Source organism: Viridibacillus sp. NPDC093762, from assembly GCF_050279675.1.
In the GTDB taxonomy this organism is placed as follows: Bacteria; Bacillota; Bacilli; order Bacillales_A; family Planococcaceae; genus Viridibacillus.
The window spans coordinates 136,975-151,309 of the sequence record NZ_JBNNUK010000005.1 but is presented as its reverse complement, the minus strand read 5'-3'; the positions used below and the strand labels follow the sequence as shown (position 1 = coordinate 151,309).

The 14,335-nt window shown below is 32.4% G+C and carries 14 protein-coding genes and 2 pseudogenes; 3 read left to right on the top strand and 13 right to left on the bottom strand.

What is annotated here, in order from left to right:
• Positions 1-3: 3 nt before the first annotated feature.
• Positions 4-228 carry a hypothetical protein gene (locus tag ACQKM9_RS09080; protein ID WP_427734062.1) on the bottom strand — a complete coding sequence of 75 codons (225 nt, stop codon included), beginning with the start codon at positions 226-228 and terminating at the stop codon, positions 4-6.
• A gap of 298 nt (positions 229-526) precedes the next feature.
• Between ACQKM9_RS09080 and ACQKM9_RS09075 the strand changes: the two genes are divergently transcribed.
• The gene (locus tag ACQKM9_RS09075) at positions 527-883 is read left to right on the top strand and encodes a hypothetical protein (protein WP_427734061.1); all 357 of its coding nucleotides are present in this window, start codon (positions 527-529) and stop codon (positions 881-883) included.
• A gap of 413 nt (positions 884-1,296) precedes the next feature.
• Here the strand turns inward: ACQKM9_RS09075 and ACQKM9_RS09070 are convergent, their stop codons facing one another.
• Together ACQKM9_RS09070 and ACQKM9_RS09065 are read right to left on the bottom strand one after the other, a co-directional pair.
• Positions 1,297-2,454, bottom strand: a complete 1,158-nt coding sequence (locus ACQKM9_RS09070; protein ID WP_427734060.1) for a WD40 repeat domain-containing protein — start codon at positions 2,452-2,454, stop codon at positions 1,297-1,299.
• 287 nt (positions 2,455-2,741) lie between these two features.
• Positions 2,742-3,395, bottom strand: coding sequence for a hypothetical protein (locus ACQKM9_RS09065; RefSeq protein ID WP_427734059.1), 654 nt, complete (start codon positions 3,393-3,395; stop codon positions 2,742-2,744).
• Between the two features lie 167 nt (positions 3,396-3,562).
• Here ACQKM9_RS09065 and ACQKM9_RS09060 point away from each other — a divergent pair.
• Positions 3,563-4,154: pseudogene (locus ACQKM9_RS09060) on the top strand (RraA family protein); the annotation flags it as partial.
• Positions 4,155-4,309: 155 nt separating this feature from the next.
• Here ACQKM9_RS09060 and ACQKM9_RS09055 read toward each other — a convergent pair.
• From ACQKM9_RS09055 to ACQKM9_RS09025, 7 genes are all read right to left on the bottom strand, one after another.
• A complete protein-coding gene (locus ACQKM9_RS09055) occupies positions 4,310-4,930 on the bottom strand; it encodes a hypothetical protein (RefSeq protein ID WP_427734058.1) in 621 nt (206 codons plus the stop codon).
• Positions 4,931-5,118: 188 nt separating this feature from the next.
• Positions 5,119-5,868, bottom strand: coding sequence for a phosphotransferase (locus ACQKM9_RS09050; protein ID WP_427734057.1), 750 nt, complete (start codon positions 5,866-5,868; stop codon positions 5,119-5,121).
• A 124-nt stretch (positions 5,869-5,992) separates the two neighbouring features.
• Positions 5,993-6,457 carry a hypothetical protein gene (locus tag ACQKM9_RS09045; protein WP_427734056.1) on the bottom strand — a complete coding sequence of 155 codons (465 nt, stop codon included), beginning with the start codon at positions 6,455-6,457 and terminating at the stop codon, positions 5,993-5,995.
• Between the two features lie 230 nt (positions 6,458-6,687).
• Entirely contained in the window at positions 6,688-7,164 is a 477-nt protein-coding gene (locus ACQKM9_RS09040) for a DinB family protein (protein ID WP_427734055.1), read from the bottom strand.
• 49 nt (positions 7,165-7,213) lie between these two features.
• Positions 7,214-8,680 (bottom strand): amidase family protein, encoded by a 1,467-nt coding sequence (locus ACQKM9_RS09035; protein WP_427734054.1) that lies wholly within the window; start codon positions 8,678-8,680, stop codon positions 7,214-7,216.
• Between the two features lie 155 nt (positions 8,681-8,835).
• Complete coding sequence (locus ACQKM9_RS09030) at positions 8,836-9,741, bottom strand: NAD(P)/FAD-dependent oxidoreductase (RefSeq protein ID WP_427734053.1); 906 nt, start codon at positions 9,739-9,741, stop codon at positions 8,836-8,838.
• A gap of 84 nt (positions 9,742-9,825) precedes the next feature.
• Complete coding sequence (locus ACQKM9_RS09025) at positions 9,826-10,227, bottom strand: Rrf2 family transcriptional regulator (RefSeq protein ID WP_427734052.1); 402 nt, start codon at positions 10,225-10,227, stop codon at positions 9,826-9,828.
• A 243-nt stretch (positions 10,228-10,470) separates the two neighbouring features.
• Here ACQKM9_RS09025 and ACQKM9_RS09020 point away from each other — a divergent pair.
• Positions 10,471-10,679: pseudogene (locus ACQKM9_RS09020) on the top strand (DUF6366 family protein).
• Between the two features lie 121 nt (positions 10,680-10,800).
• Here the strand turns inward: ACQKM9_RS09020 and ACQKM9_RS09015 are convergent.
• From ACQKM9_RS09015 to ACQKM9_RS09005, 3 genes are all read right to left on the bottom strand, one after another.
• The gene (locus ACQKM9_RS09015; protein WP_427734137.1) at positions 10,801-12,078 is read right to left on the bottom strand and encodes a histidine--tRNA ligase; all 1,278 of its coding nucleotides are present in this window, start codon (positions 12,076-12,078) and stop codon (positions 10,801-10,803) included.
• 613 nt (positions 12,079-12,691) lie between these two features.
• Complete coding sequence (locus tag ACQKM9_RS09010; protein ID WP_427734051.1) at positions 12,692-13,258, bottom strand: GNAT family N-acetyltransferase; 567 nt, start codon at positions 13,256-13,258, stop codon at positions 12,692-12,694.
• Between the two features lie 88 nt (positions 13,259-13,346).
• The gene (locus ACQKM9_RS09005) at positions 13,347-13,883 is read right to left on the bottom strand and encodes a redoxin domain-containing protein (protein ID WP_427734050.1); all 537 of its coding nucleotides are present in this window, start codon (positions 13,881-13,883) and stop codon (positions 13,347-13,349) included.
• Positions 13,884-14,335 lie beyond the last annotated feature (452 nt).

Sequence of the window (14,335 nt, the reverse complement as noted above, 5' to 3'; positions counted from 1 at the left end):
TAACTATGAATAAAACACTAAAGTGATTCCGAATAAAAGTGATCCAAGTACTATCGCAACATAAAAACCAGAAGTGTCCATAATAAAGTCAATTGTAAAAAAAATAAAAGCTTTGAAAAAAGACTTATTGTCTGTTTTATTTTCTTTATATACAAATATAACTCCTGCTACTAGATTCACTAAAAAAACAATATGAATGCTAGCCCAATTAATTGCTCCATTTTTCACCCCCTCCTTTCATACTACTAGAAGAAGTATATAGAAATATATTTTTATTAAATATAGAATTTACCGATCATAATATTTGAAAAATAATACAATTAACGAACATATAAAACTATACCATTAGTATGTATTACGATTTATAAATTTAACTTCTTCAATATTTGAATGTATTCATTATTATATTTACTAGACAATATCTCTATATCCAAGACTCTACGATACTACTCACATATCATCAGTCATCACATTTGTAATATATTGGTTTAAAAGGTTATTATATATGTATGGAGGTGGTTTAAGAATGAAGTTTGAGTTAAATCAACGAGTAATACATGAAGGACAAAAAGCTATTATTTGGGACTACAGTGTTAGAAAGAATACGTACTCCATTAAGCCTTTCGAAGATGGGGATATGTTGCTTTTCGACATTCCTGAAGACGCTATTAAACCGATTGATCAATCTGGAATGGCGGAATCTGCGAAAAGACTAGCAAGTTCACTTAGTAGTGCAGTACATTGGCAAAATGGAGATGTTGAATCTCGAGATTTGGAGAACTGTATGGTAGATCTATATAATAAGGGGCTACTAATGGAAAATGCTTTTTATGATTATTTCATGAAAGAAATTAAAACTCAAGAAGAAACTTTGAAAATATAATAGAAAAAGCCTAATTTCTTGCTTACTATATCAGGAAATTAGGCTTTGGTTACTTAATAAAAGACTCTAGAATGACAAGAAAATGATTTATGTGGCATATAAATTCAATTAATAATAGAAGTTCAATAAAAAAGACCCCAGTAATACACTGGAGTCAGCTATTAAGTTGAGAAAATACGTCTGTTTTACTGTCTTTGAGTTAATACATAATTCTAATTTTTCTCTCTAGGGTTATAAAAACTAAAGCTATACCTATGAGTAAAAAGATGAATCCACTGAAACCAGTTATTAGAAATGAAAATTGAATTATCGTTAGAAAAAGTTCATATATCCATCCAACAAGATTCACAATTAATGTTCGACTCATTTTTCTCATCCTAACTTTTCATATGCAATCAGATTAATAGTAATCACTATTTAACAAAATACTTTGTAACATCTCCGCCAGCAACGATTAAATATTTGCTGTCTTTAGTGAAGTTCATACTAGTTTTATCAATCATTTTAATCTCATATAATAATTTATAGGAACTGTCATACATTTTCACTCCTCGCATATCCAGAAGAGCAATTCTTTTTCCATCAGGACTGATTTTAACTTCCCCAATAACGCCATAAGGTCCTCCGAATTTATTAAGAACTACATTTGAATCTGTATCATATACGTAAACCATAAAATCTTCTTCATCAACGTTTGTAACGCGTAATAATAATTTATTATTGTCTTTCGTAAACGTAATACCTCTTACTTCTTTATTATCTATTTTAAATTCTTTTATAACATTTCCTGTTTTCGTATCATTTAATACAACACGAGTGTCATCATAGGATGTAGCTAAAATTGAACCATCTTCAGAGAGTGCTGTTGCATTTCTCCCTGTTTCAACATCATCTATTTCCACCACATCTAAATCTGAATTTACAACTTTCCCTTTACTCTTATTCTGACTAGCATACGATATCCCATTTTTTACATCGAAGAAGTAATCATTGTTAGGGTTATACAATTTGAATTTATTATATGAAGTAAAATTGCAATTGAAGTAATTAAAAATACTACCATCATAATGAACTAAACCGTCTTTCCAAAAGTAAATAGAATTCTTCTTACTATTATTCTTAGCAAAAGATTTTACTAGATTCCCGTCTTTTAAATCATATAGAGATGAGCCAGCTGAAACGTATTTATTGTCAAAGGATGTATCTACTTTTATTCCTTTATATTTCCCCTCAACGCTCCATACTTTCCTAGAAACAGTGGCAGGCAATTTAACTTTTTTACCATATGCTTTTACATAGACATATGCTTTACCGACATTTTTAGATTTCACTACACCTTTACTAGAAACAGTCACAATTTTCTTATTTGAAGAACTAAAAGACACTTTTGGTTTCTTTACGATCTTCCCATTTTTCTTAACACTATAGTTAACTTTTGCAGAACCGTTGTACATAAGCGTACTTTTACTAAGCTTTGCAGAAACCGTAACCTTACTTGCTGCATCAGCAACTGGAGTTACTAAAGAAAATAACAATACAACCAAAACCAAGTAACGGATAATTTTTTTCATTTACACCTCTCCTTTATTTTTTTAGTGTGAAAATTTTCGTTGATAATTATAACATAATTAGGGCTTTAATAATCAGAAACTTTAGACTTCTATATAGATAATACCCAGATTATTTACTTTTACTGCACTGTTCTTACCATAAAAAAAGTAATGGAATGTTCCATTACTTTTTTCTAAGAAACTAATTCAGAATTGATTTCTCCTGCTTCTTTATATCCTTTCTCTCATAACCATTATTAGTTATTTTTCTGGAAAACGACTTTCATCTTCGCTTAATTAATTGAAACTTAGTTTACATCAATCTGTATTTTATTTGTTGCAAGGTTTAATCGTTCTTTCAAATCATCAGTAATACTTAAGGATACACGTTCTCCTGCTTTCATATTTGTAGTTTTATAACCTTGTGCTGTAGCAACAGTGCCATCAGTTCCCACTGGTGTCCAATTTGTAGTATCAAAATTTAATAGATGATCAATATAGTCCCCACTCAATTTCCCTTTCTTTAACCATTTGGGTGGTAAAAAGTCGTACCCCATACCTTTTTCCAATAATAAAATTTCCACATCCCCTTGTGGGATTGCTAATTGTCCGTTTTTTGGAATAGATTCTCCATTAACTTGTAGCTCATATACAAACTGCTCCTTAGAAAATTCTAACATTTCTTCATTAGAAAAATTCTTCATCATTTGTTTAATAACACTCACTAAATATTGATTTTGCACATTCATATATTCTGTTTGCATTTGTAGCGACTCTAATTCGCTTGTGTATTCTGAAATATTATGCTGCTCATAGTTTGAATCAATTTCAACTTCTTTGTTCGTATTTTTAGTTTGTTGTAAATCATCATTATTTTCGCATCCGATTAATATGGTACTAGTTAATAGACTCAATAATGTTATGGTGATAGCTTTCTCATTTCGTATATTATTTGCTTTCACAATATCCCTCCCTCTTAAAGCTATGTATATACTTTATTTCAATATGCTAAACAAAATTCCTTTTTAAAAGCCTAGAATTAACTGCTTATTCTGAAGCTATTTTAACTTGTTCAAATAACTCACCTATAATATGAATAACAATATTCTAATACAAGGAGGGCTTTATCATTATTGATACTGAAACATTATTACACACTCTACCAACAACAGCGGTTTCTGATGGACTTGCAGGAACAACGAATTTAAATGCGGCGATTAAACCTTTAAAAGATCCGTATCATATAGCTGGACTTGCAGTTACAGTGAGGTTACCGATTGGTGAAAATGGTGCTTAACTAGAAGCTATTCGTATTGCACAGCCAATAGATATTTTGGTGGTTGATGCTAAAGGGGTACAAATGGTGCTGTTGCTGGAGATTTCACCGTATCTATGATGAAAGGGATCGGGATTCAGGGTCTAGTAGTCGATGGCGTAATTCGAGATATTCAAGCAATACGCGACTTGGATTTCCCTATTTTTAGTCTAGGAGCAACCGTTGCTGCAGGCAATAAATTTGGAGACGGTGTCATTCAATTTCCTATCGCAATAGGTGGTTTTAGTGTACAACCGGGTGATTTCATTATTGGAGATGCTGACGGTGTTGTCGTCATTCCATATAGCCAAGAAAAAAAGTTGCTCAAAAAGCACAAAAGAAATTAGAAAAAAATGAAGTCCGAGCTTTATCCATTATAGGTGGTAAAGAAGATATAGTTGCATACTTTGTAGAGGGATTCGAACTAAGTATGAGCATCTCTTTCTTTACTAACAATCTTTTATTCTTTTGTCACCCTATTATTTTTCAAGAATCTTATTTATTCGAACAAAAAAAACTCCAAATCAAATAAACTAAATTGCCTATTCTGCCTTCTTTTTTCTATCTAATAAATAGGTCAACCTCATTGGCTTTACTCTGACATTCTTTTATATATGATTCTTCAAAACAGTATAACGGGAGACTTAATTCGTAGTTTCCGATTAATACTGATTCTTCAAAAAAGAAATTAGAAAAGTGAAGTTCTCTTAACGATAATTTTGCGAAGATTTCCAAGTGCTCCAGAGACTTTATTTCAAATAAACCATTATGAGGGACAAGGTTATTTTTTACTTTTTTAAAAAGTGACCATTCCTGCTTGTTTAACCTCGGCTTAAGAAATCTAAATATCGCCTTCCGTTTACTTGCTAATTCTGGACAATATGCATAAATAGGTACATGCCCATTTTTCTTAAATAAATACCTAAAAAATTCCAGATACTTTTCTTCTTGTTGAAAATAAAACGCCTGCGTTTCACTATCATTTGTCAAACTAAACTGTACCATCAAATAATCAAATTCTTCTACAGTTAACGCTCGATCAAATTGATCAAGATGTCCTGTACTAAATATTTTATAGGCTTTTTCTACATTTTCAATGTCTAATCTTCCGAATTTTTCTATCAATACTCGCTCAACTTTTGATAACTCTACTGTACTCAAAAATACTTCATCTCTTTCCATTTCGTGTTTAATGATGAGACATTTACCCATTTATAGATTTCGAAAGGGTTCAGTTTCTTTTGTCCATTATTAGTTTTGAATTTATTGGCATTATTCTATGTAAAGTAGCTGTTTGCATATCGGAATTGCTTGCTTTTGATTTTCTAACATATCACTTTCGTTTACACAATTCCCTACTCAAATTATAGCTATCTAGGACAGTAATGATTTATTATCTCCAAAAGAAGTTCAGTTTTTTCCGATGATACATTTTCAGATAACCTTGCCCCTGCAATGATTGGAGCCCATTGAAAAATACTTTCTTTTGATAGTCCACTTTTCTCACAATAAAGTCGCAAATACATATCAGCTAATTCCGCTGAAAATTGTGAATACATAAGAAAAGTCCGATATATGTCGGCACGTATATCACCTGAACTGGCATCAACCCAATCTATAATTGTAACTTTATTATCTGACATGATTAAGTTATATAGATGATAATCTCCATGACATAGCCTATTCTCAAAAGTCATCGAATCCAATTTTCGTATTAAATCAGTCTTTTGTCTTTTATCCAAATTGTGGGTTTCTTCAATTTGGCGCCGTAGTTTCTCAGACATTGGTTCAATTGATTTCGTAGCAATCGTATGAATTTTTTGTTGTATATCAATGGAAATATTTATGTAATATTCTGCTTGATCCATATTTTCAGATAAAAGCTCTCCTAATGTCCTTCCCTTAATATACTCCATTATTATTGCTTGTTTACCATCTATTTTTGTGACATCCAACACTTTAGGAACAGAAAGCCCACGCGAATAGGCATACTTTTGCTTATTTGCTTCATATGATGATTCCGTATCAGGCAAATAGTCATTAAATATTTTAACGATCTTGTTTTCGTAAAGATATATTTTTGCTGTGTTTCCTGATGCTATCGGATGTCCTAAATTCATTTTTTTCACTCCTTAAATATTTTCTCAAAAAAGCGTAAGTAAAAGATGCAGCATATGATAAAACCGAAAAACCCCACTATATCCTATATTTTTCATATCTAAACTGAAATGAATTTTTTATAGGCTAATTTATTTCCCTTGTTTTAGTTCTTTTCAGCCCATATCTAACACCAAGGATTATAATAAGTATAGCGATGATTGATGCATTTACTATACCTTTTTGCAACATACTCATTGGTTGCTCTGTTGCTTTTTGTACATAATCAGCTTGTATGAATTGCCCTTTTTCATTTTCTACTGCAATAGCATCTGCCATTGAAACTCCGCTTATTTCATAATATTTTGTGCCAACTTCAAACGTATTTGATGCATTACCATAATAGTCTCCTGATGAGTCATTTGGTTTTGTATTTACTTCTCCTATGACATTACCTATATTTTCATCTAGCAAAACTACTTCGGACACTTCATATACTTTTCCATCCCAAACGACAAATGGGTAAGTCAAGATTTGTGCATGAACAGTTGAAGAACTGAGTAGGACAAAGAATAAGAGGATAGTGAACATTAAACATCTATTGCCTTCCATTTTGTATCTCCTTCTTTCTTTTTAGAGGATTAAGATACATTTTATGCAATAGGTTCATGTAACAATTATTAATCACTATGGCTCTGTTTATTCAACACTTCATCTTGTACTAATAAGCGCTCACTCATAAAAACGCCTCTAATAGGAATGTCTGTTTCTGCATCTATTATTGTTGGCGTCATAAGATATAAGACTCCTTTATTTTCATAATAAATATCGGAGTAATGATTTTAATGAGTGCCGAGCCCTCTACCGATAAAGTTTGCTGATATGGGCTTCTTCCCAATTCCCCTAGCCCAAACGGACAATTGGCCGATGTGATGAATTTCATGAACAATTATATGTCGCATCACTTCACCCCAAGTGTCTTTTGAATGACTACCATCTGATTGTAGATCGTAAAATATATTACTTTCCATGCTGTCATCCCAGTTGTTGACAAACTCTTCTACTTCCTTATGAAATCTAGCGTCTAATTCTCGGACTTTACTAATACTCTTATAATCATCAAAATTCTCTTGAAAATCCTCTTCGCCTTGTATTAGTCGTATCCAGCTCCACTCCACATCAACTATATGAAAGAGTGTTTGTAATATACTGCCTACCCCTCCAGTTCGATTCTTTAAAAGTTCTTCTTCTGTTAAGTCCTCACACCAGCTGTACCATTCTTCTCTTATTAACCAGTTATAATGAAATAATAATTGCATTGAAATCTCTCCCTTCTATAAACTAAGTGATTTTATTGTTAATACCCAACTAAATATTCGGTACTTTCCGATGTTTAGTCGCTTGTTCAAAGGCATAAGCCAGTTTGATCAATGTACCCTCATTAAATGATGTGCTTGCGAGTGTGATGCCGAATGGTCTTCCTGATTTCATATAACCCGCTGGTACTGCGATCGTTGGATAACCTGCTTTTGCTGAAACAGTAGAGCCTAAATATGATGGAAATAGAACGGTATCTAAATTGTATTTTTTTAATGCAAAGCCAATTCCTTGTTGTTCAGAAAAATAGATATCCTCTAAGCGCGCAGTTAAATATTCTGGATGACATAATGTATTTGGTAGATGTTCACGCTGTTCTAATCTGTCTTGGCCATTCTTTAATGCTCGATCTGCGTGTTCTTTATTGAACTGAATTAGTTCACTAAAAGAATGTACAGGTTGTTGTGATGGAAGTTTCGATAAATAGTTGCCGAGGCTGTGCTTCAGTTCATATAATAGAACAGCACCATTACGTTCTCTATGAAACGCTGGAATTTCAATATCTTTCACTACTGTTGCACCATGATCATGGAATGTTTGAACTGCATTTTCAAATAACTCTCCATCATATTCATCTGAGTTATAAAATCCCTCAGAACCATGTGTAAAGACTCCAATCCTAGCTCCTTTTAGACCATCAATATGTAAATAGGTCGTATAATCCTCTATTTCTCTTTCTTTCAATTTATGTGTAGCTGGATCTTGCTCGTCAACACCTACCATTGCTCCAAGCAAAATCGCTGCATCTCTTACAGTTCTTGCAAAGGGGCCTGCTGTGTCCTGTGAATAGGTAAATGGAATAATTCCTTTTCGACTGATTAGTCCAACAGTTGGTTTAATACCTACGACTGAATTCAGGGTAGCTGGACTAAGAATAGATGCATCTGTTTCAGTTCCTACTGCTAAAACCGAAAAGTTTGCTGCTACAGCTACTGCCGATCCTGAGCTTGAACCACCTACAAATAGGTTGGGGTCACCGTAAGGATTCAGCACTTGCCCTCCTCTAGCACTATAGCCAGCCCACATTGTAGTCGACATTGCATTTGCTAGTTCCGTCATATTCGCCTTGCCTAAAATAACAGCTCCAGCTTTTCGCAATTTTTCTACTAAAAAAGCATCTGTTGAACTACAGTAATTTTCAAGCGCTAGTGTTCCTGCACTCGTATGCATATAATCATTCGTTTCAATATTGTCTTTTAAGACAACGGGAATTCCGTGTAAAGGTCCTCTCGCCCCATTAATCGCTCTTTCATGATCTAATGCTTCTGCTATAAAAATCGCATCAGGATTTATTTCTAGCATCGAATTAATCTTGGGTCCACCTTGATCATATTTTGCTAATCGATCAAGATAGTACATCGTTAACTCTTTAGAAGTTACTTCCCCATTTGCCATTGCATCTTGTATATCGTCTATTGTTAATTCTTCTCGGTAGAAATCTTTGAACCTAATACTCATCTATAATTCCCCCTATTTTTTCCAAACTTAAATTAATTTTACTATACTTGTTAATGAAGACCTAATAATAAAACCCCAATCTTAAAAGAAGAAAATAAGATTAACTTATTCTTTCTTTGAAAGATTGAGGTTTATTATTTTTACTGTAAATTTAATTAAAAATGTTCCGTAGTAAGATCAATATTTACAGAAAATGCAGCTTTACTACCATCTGCAGCAGCGAACATTAAAGAAGAGGGTCCTGATTTTTCGGTTTCACCAGCAATATACACATTTTTTTGAGATGTGCGACCTGAACCATCTGTCTCTACTACTCCATTATCTTGTACTTTACATCCTAATTGCTCAACAAATTGATTGGGTCGATAAAAAGAAGGTACAACAAACCCGCCTGCTCTTAATATCGTTTTTCCTGATACAAATTCAATTTCTTGAAGAATACCATCATCGCCTATTAATTTTTTTATTCGCTCCGATTTCACCTTAATATTACGCTTTTGTAATTCACTAGCCCCATCTTTAGATAGTTCTACTCCATTAGTTAAGACAACTAAATCCTTCGTCCAGTTATAGACTAGTTTAGCCAAATGCATTATATGCGCCTCGTTATCTGCCATGACAACTAATGGCTTATCTCGTAGCTCCCATCCATCACAGTATGGACAACTAAAGAGGCTTTTCCCATAATACTCGCGTACACTCTGGAAGGAAAATACTTCTTGAATCCCAGCTGCTAAAATCACTTTGTCTGCAACAAATTCCTGGCCATCTTCTGTTTTTGTGATAAATTGTTCATTACTAGAATCTTTGATAATTTCAGTAACAGTTTTTTTGAAATAAGATACGGATGGATAATTTTTTAATTCATTTAATCCTATTTCTTTAAACTCTTGTGGCTTGATCCCATCTCGAGTGATAAAGCCATGTGACTCCTGTGTCACTCTGTTTCTATTTGTACCGTTATCAAATATTGCGACGTTCCTTCTAGCTCTTCCTAATGTTAAACTGGCACTTAACCCAGCTGGTCCTGCTCCAATAATAATACAATCAAAAATAGCCATTTTCTTCATCCTTTTCTTTTTAAATTTTTTAATTAAAGATATTAATACTCTTTAATAGCTATTATCAGTGTAAAAAAACAGGGCTTATTGCGCCTCTGTCATTTGTTTTGCTATGTCTACAATTTTTTGATTTCTTAATTCATCCAACATCTTTTCTTCTGCTGAAACAATAACTTTTTGGATCAAGCAATTTGGATCATGATGTAAACAATAGTCAAATAAGGATGTAGGACCTTCGATGGCTTGAATAATATCTAAAAAAGATATGTCCTCCCAATTAGGCTTTAATTTATATCCACCATTGGCACCAGAAACTGATTCAACCATCCCCGCCTTAGCAAGCTTAGTCAATATTTTTGATAAGTACGTAGTTGAAACATCTTGATGTGTTGCAAGTTGCTGAACACCTACATGTTTCTCTGGAGTAACATTGACTAAATATAACATGGTATGTAGTGCGTAATTCGTTGCTTTTGAATATTTCACCTTTATAATTCACTCCTAATCATAGATATCACTTGTCTACCATATCTATTTTCTGTTTTTTAGTCAAGTTAGTTGTCTTTTAACTACTTGCTATTCTCCTGCCGCCTTAGAAAAAACACTTCCATTACCATAAAAAAAATGATTGCATAACAAGGCTTATCGGAATATTTGTAGAATATTAATCTATAATTCATTTGAAAAAAATTGTCTTAGTTAAGAACTGAGCAGAAATGTGAGGGGCCTATGAGTCTAAAAGAAACACCAGAAGAAAAAAGAGAACATTTAAGACAAAGTGAATTGAAAAATAATCCTACTGGTTCTATACACGATGCATTAAACAGAGGAAGTAGTGGAAATTTAACTGATTTAACAGGCGGTATGGGTTGGAAAGGTACAGGCATTTTATTTTAGTATTATTTTTCGGTTACATTCTATACAACCTTATATTCTAAGTACAAAATTAGATTGTTCGCCTTACGAATTAATAAGCATATTCGACTTAAAATTGAATATGCTTATTAATCTGAAGAAATACAACAATCTAGTAAAATAAAGCCTTTTGTAGAAAGTCTTCTAGCTAGAAAATTGAAATGGTTCTACGCTCGTTTCACCTGTCTCCATATTTTTCACCGTTATTTGATTAAGCTCTACTTCATTCTCTCCTACTATAATTACATTTCGAATGCCTTCACTATTCGCACGGTCTAACGCTTTACCAATTTTCTTATTACTCATATCTAGTTCTACATTGTATCCCTTCTGTCTCAATCGTGTTGCAACTAATAAGGATTCCGTTAATGTGTTCATTGGTATGATGTAATAATCGAGTAATGAAGCCTCTGATATAGCTGAATCTTTCAATGAAATAGCCGTATAAATGACATCTAATCCAAAAGATATGCCGACAGTTGAAAATGACTGATTCGTACCTAGTAAGCCTGCAATCGCATTGTCATATCTCCCACCACTACCAATGCTTGATTTAATTGTCTTGTCGACTAAAAATAGTTCATAAATCGTACCTGTATATATTTCCAAACCTCTTGCTAAAAATGGGTTGAACATACATTGCTCCGAAATCTTTAAATACTTTAAGATTGATTCTAATGCTTTTAATTCATTTACGCCTTGCTCAATATTGTTATTCACTTTAATAAATGGCTCAAAATAATTAATCATCATATTCTTCTCGTCAGTTAAAAAACGCTCGATGGAATCTATTACTGTTAAAGTTAAACCTAATTCACTTAGTTCCTTCTTTACCGCTGAAACCCCCACTTTCTCTAATTTATCCAATACTAATATCACTGCACTCATTTGGTCAGTAGGAACTTCAAACATTTCTAACATTCCGGATAATAACTTTCGGTTGTTATATTGTATGGCGATTTTCAAATCTAACTTGGTAAAGGCTGAAAGGGCCATTTCCATCAGCTCTGCTTCAGCAATTTGAGATTCTACTCCTACGATATCTACATCACATTGTGTAAATTCACGGAATCGTCCTGTCTTTATTGGCCCATCTCTAAAAACTTTACCAATTTCATATCGCTTAAAAGGCATTCTAATCGCAGGATTCATCGCGACAACTTTTGCGAAAGGAATCGTTAAATCATAGCGAAGTGCTAAATCTCTCTCTCCCCGATCAGTTAATGTGTACATTTCTTCTAATATTTCTGCACCACCACCGTACTTTGAAGCCATCAGCTCCGTATAATTCAATATTGGTGTTTCAAGTGGTTTACAGCCGTATTGTATAAATGTGTCTTCAAGCGTTCTTCTAATTTTCCGTCTAATCACTTCAGCTTCAGGTAAATAATCTTGAGTACCTTTCACATTTTGATAATCCATTTTTCTCATTTGATATTCCTCCTAATTTTGTGAAAATAAAAAAACTGCACCTGATAAAAGTGATTTCCTTTATCGATGCAGTTCAATATAAATAGTCTTCCTATGCGCGATTTTATAAAATCGGATAGCAAGACTACATGTGATGATGGAATTGTGAAGTGTTACTTAAAATTTTTGTTCGTAACATATAATTCACCTCATATTTGATAATTAACTTAACACAACAGTAAGAATATTTCAATTATTTTGTTATGCAAACTGAATTAAGACTTTTGTGTGCAGAGATAATAAAGTTGTGTGATCGGAAGTATTTAACAAAAAGAGAGGCGGTGAAACCCGTACCTCTAGTATGCTGTACTCATTTGAAAAGGAAACATATATAACATAATTATTTTTTAATTCGAATATTTTTCATGTAAGCATAAAGTTCAATACTTAGCATAAAGAGCGTAGCAATTAAAAAGTAAATGAAAAAATCTCTGAATTAAACTTTGATCCTAATTATCAAACAACTTTTTTATTCATAAACATTTTGATGAATAGAATAAAACAATTTCAATATTCATGATTTTTTTGGTTACTCATGACCCTTGTTTGATTTTTATTATATTCTTTATGATTCATTTAAATCAAAATCTTGCTTTAGCAGTGAATACATATATAAGTCATCAAATTTACCACATGTAAACTCATAATTTCTTAGTAATCCTTCTTTAATAAATCCTTGCTTTTCGGCTAATTTTTGAGATGCAATGTTTTCAGGTTCGATTAACGCTTCAATCCTTTGAAGTTTAAAGTTTTCAAACCCATATCTAATTACAGCTTCAAAAGCCTCGCTAGCAATACCTTGTCCCCAGTATTCTTTGCTTAATTCAGTACCGATTTCTGTACGAAAATGCTTAGGGACCCTGTTAAGAAAACCACAGCTACCAATTACTTCATTATTTTCTTTCAAAGTAATTCCCCATCTAATTCCTGTTCCCTGTTCAAATATTGTTTGATACCAAGTGATCTCATCCATTGCATCCACAACTGTGTTAAAAGGTTCTAATCCAATGTGCTTTACTACTTCATTATCAGACATATATTTTAAAACACTACTTGCATCAACTTCTGTAACTTTTCTTAATATTAATCTATCAGTTTCTAGTATTGGAAAAGTACTGTTTTCTATTTGCATAATAAATACCTCCAATTCAAATACAATCTAATATCGATTATTAAGAACATCTATTGAAAATCTGTTGATTTCAACAGATTTAATTACTCTAATTAATAATTTCTTCGATTTTCTTATCGTCTAAAGACATTCTAACTTTTTGAGTAATTACCCCCTCACTGTTTATTATATATGTTGTGGGAAATGATCGAACATCATATAATTTCATAACTTTACCATCATTATCATCTACTAAAACTGGAAATGTCATTTCATATTTCTCAACAAATTCCGCTATTTTTTCTTTACCGCCTTTTTCTACTCTAGTCATATTGACTGCAAGAATGACCATATCAGATTTTTCTCCATACTCTTCATAGTACTTTTGCATATGCGGAATTTCTTCTTTACAAGGTGGACACCATGAAGCCCAAAAATTGAGTAGTACTTTTTGTCCTCTATAATCTGATAATTTTACTTGTTCACCGGCTAAATTTTTCAATTGAAAATCAGGTGCAACATCGTTTATTTCAAGTCCTGATTCAGCAGATTCATCTTTATCTACAAAATTTGTTTTTATCATTAATATAATCATAAAGATAACTATACAAACTGAAATAATCTTTACCAAAGCTCTAAAGTTCATTAATTTCTCCTCCAAAACATCATTTCTCAAACCAGTTTCTAATAAGAAATGCCAAAACCAGCACTTTACTTATTTTACATTAAATTATTTTATTTTCCATTTATATTTTGATTAATACCATTGTTATGTAAAACAAAAACTTGTGAAAACTTAAAAAAACAGTAAAAGACTTGCTCTATTTGTTTATTTTCTATCCACGAGGGTACATAAAAGATGAATGTTATTTTATAGAAGTGTTTACATGAATAGACAGTATGAAGAATGTATTAAAATTTATATGGAATGTTTGGAGGCGTGTAACACATGCTTTGATTCATGTTTAAAAGAAGTTGATGTCAAAATGATGACCGAATGTATTCGATATGATTGTGCTTGTGCTGATACTGTAGATTTGTAGAAAAGATTGATTATTTGTAAAAAAGTTTGATAATAGATTTATTTTGTAGAGTATT

Coding starts and splice junctions, on each gene's coding strand:
- ACQKM9_RS09030 (WP_427734053.1), bottom strand. CDS start 9,741: ATGGCTATTTTTGATTGTATTATTATTGGAGCAGGACCAGCTGGGTTA.
- ACQKM9_RS09070 (WP_427734060.1), bottom strand. CDS start 2,454: ATGAAAAAAATTATCCGTTACTTGGTTTTGGTTGTATTGTTATTTTCT.
- ACQKM9_RS09075 (WP_427734061.1), top strand. CDS start 527: ATGAAGTTTGAGTTAAATCAACGAGTAATACATGAAGGACAAAAAGCT.
- ACQKM9_RS09010 (WP_427734051.1), bottom strand. CDS start 13,258: ATGCAAATAGAAAACAGTACTTTTCCAATACTAGAAACTGATAGATTA.
- ACQKM9_RS09035 (WP_427734054.1), bottom strand. CDS start 8,680: ATGAGTATTAGGTTCAAAGATTTCTACCGAGAAGAATTAACAATAGAC.
- ACQKM9_RS09045 (WP_427734056.1), bottom strand. CDS start 6,457: ATGGAAGGCAATAGATGTTTAATGTTCACTATCCTCTTATTCTTTGTC.
- ACQKM9_RS09040 (WP_427734055.1), bottom strand. CDS start 7,164: ATGCAATTATTATTTCATTATAACTGGTTAATAAGAGAAGAATGGTAC.
- ACQKM9_RS09050 (WP_427734057.1), bottom strand. CDS start 5,868: ATGAATTTAGGACATCCGATAGCATCAGGAAACACAGCAAAAATATAT.
- ACQKM9_RS09055 (WP_427734058.1), bottom strand. CDS start 4,930: ATGGAAAGAGATGAAGTATTTTTGAGTACAGTAGAGTTATCAAAAGTT.
- ACQKM9_RS09015 (WP_427734137.1), bottom strand. CDS start 12,078: ATGGATTATCAAAATGTGAAAGGTACTCAAGATTATTTACCTGAAGCT.
- ACQKM9_RS09005 (WP_427734050.1), bottom strand. CDS start 13,883: ATGAACTTTAGAGCTTTGGTAAAGATTATTTCAGTTTGTATAGTTATC.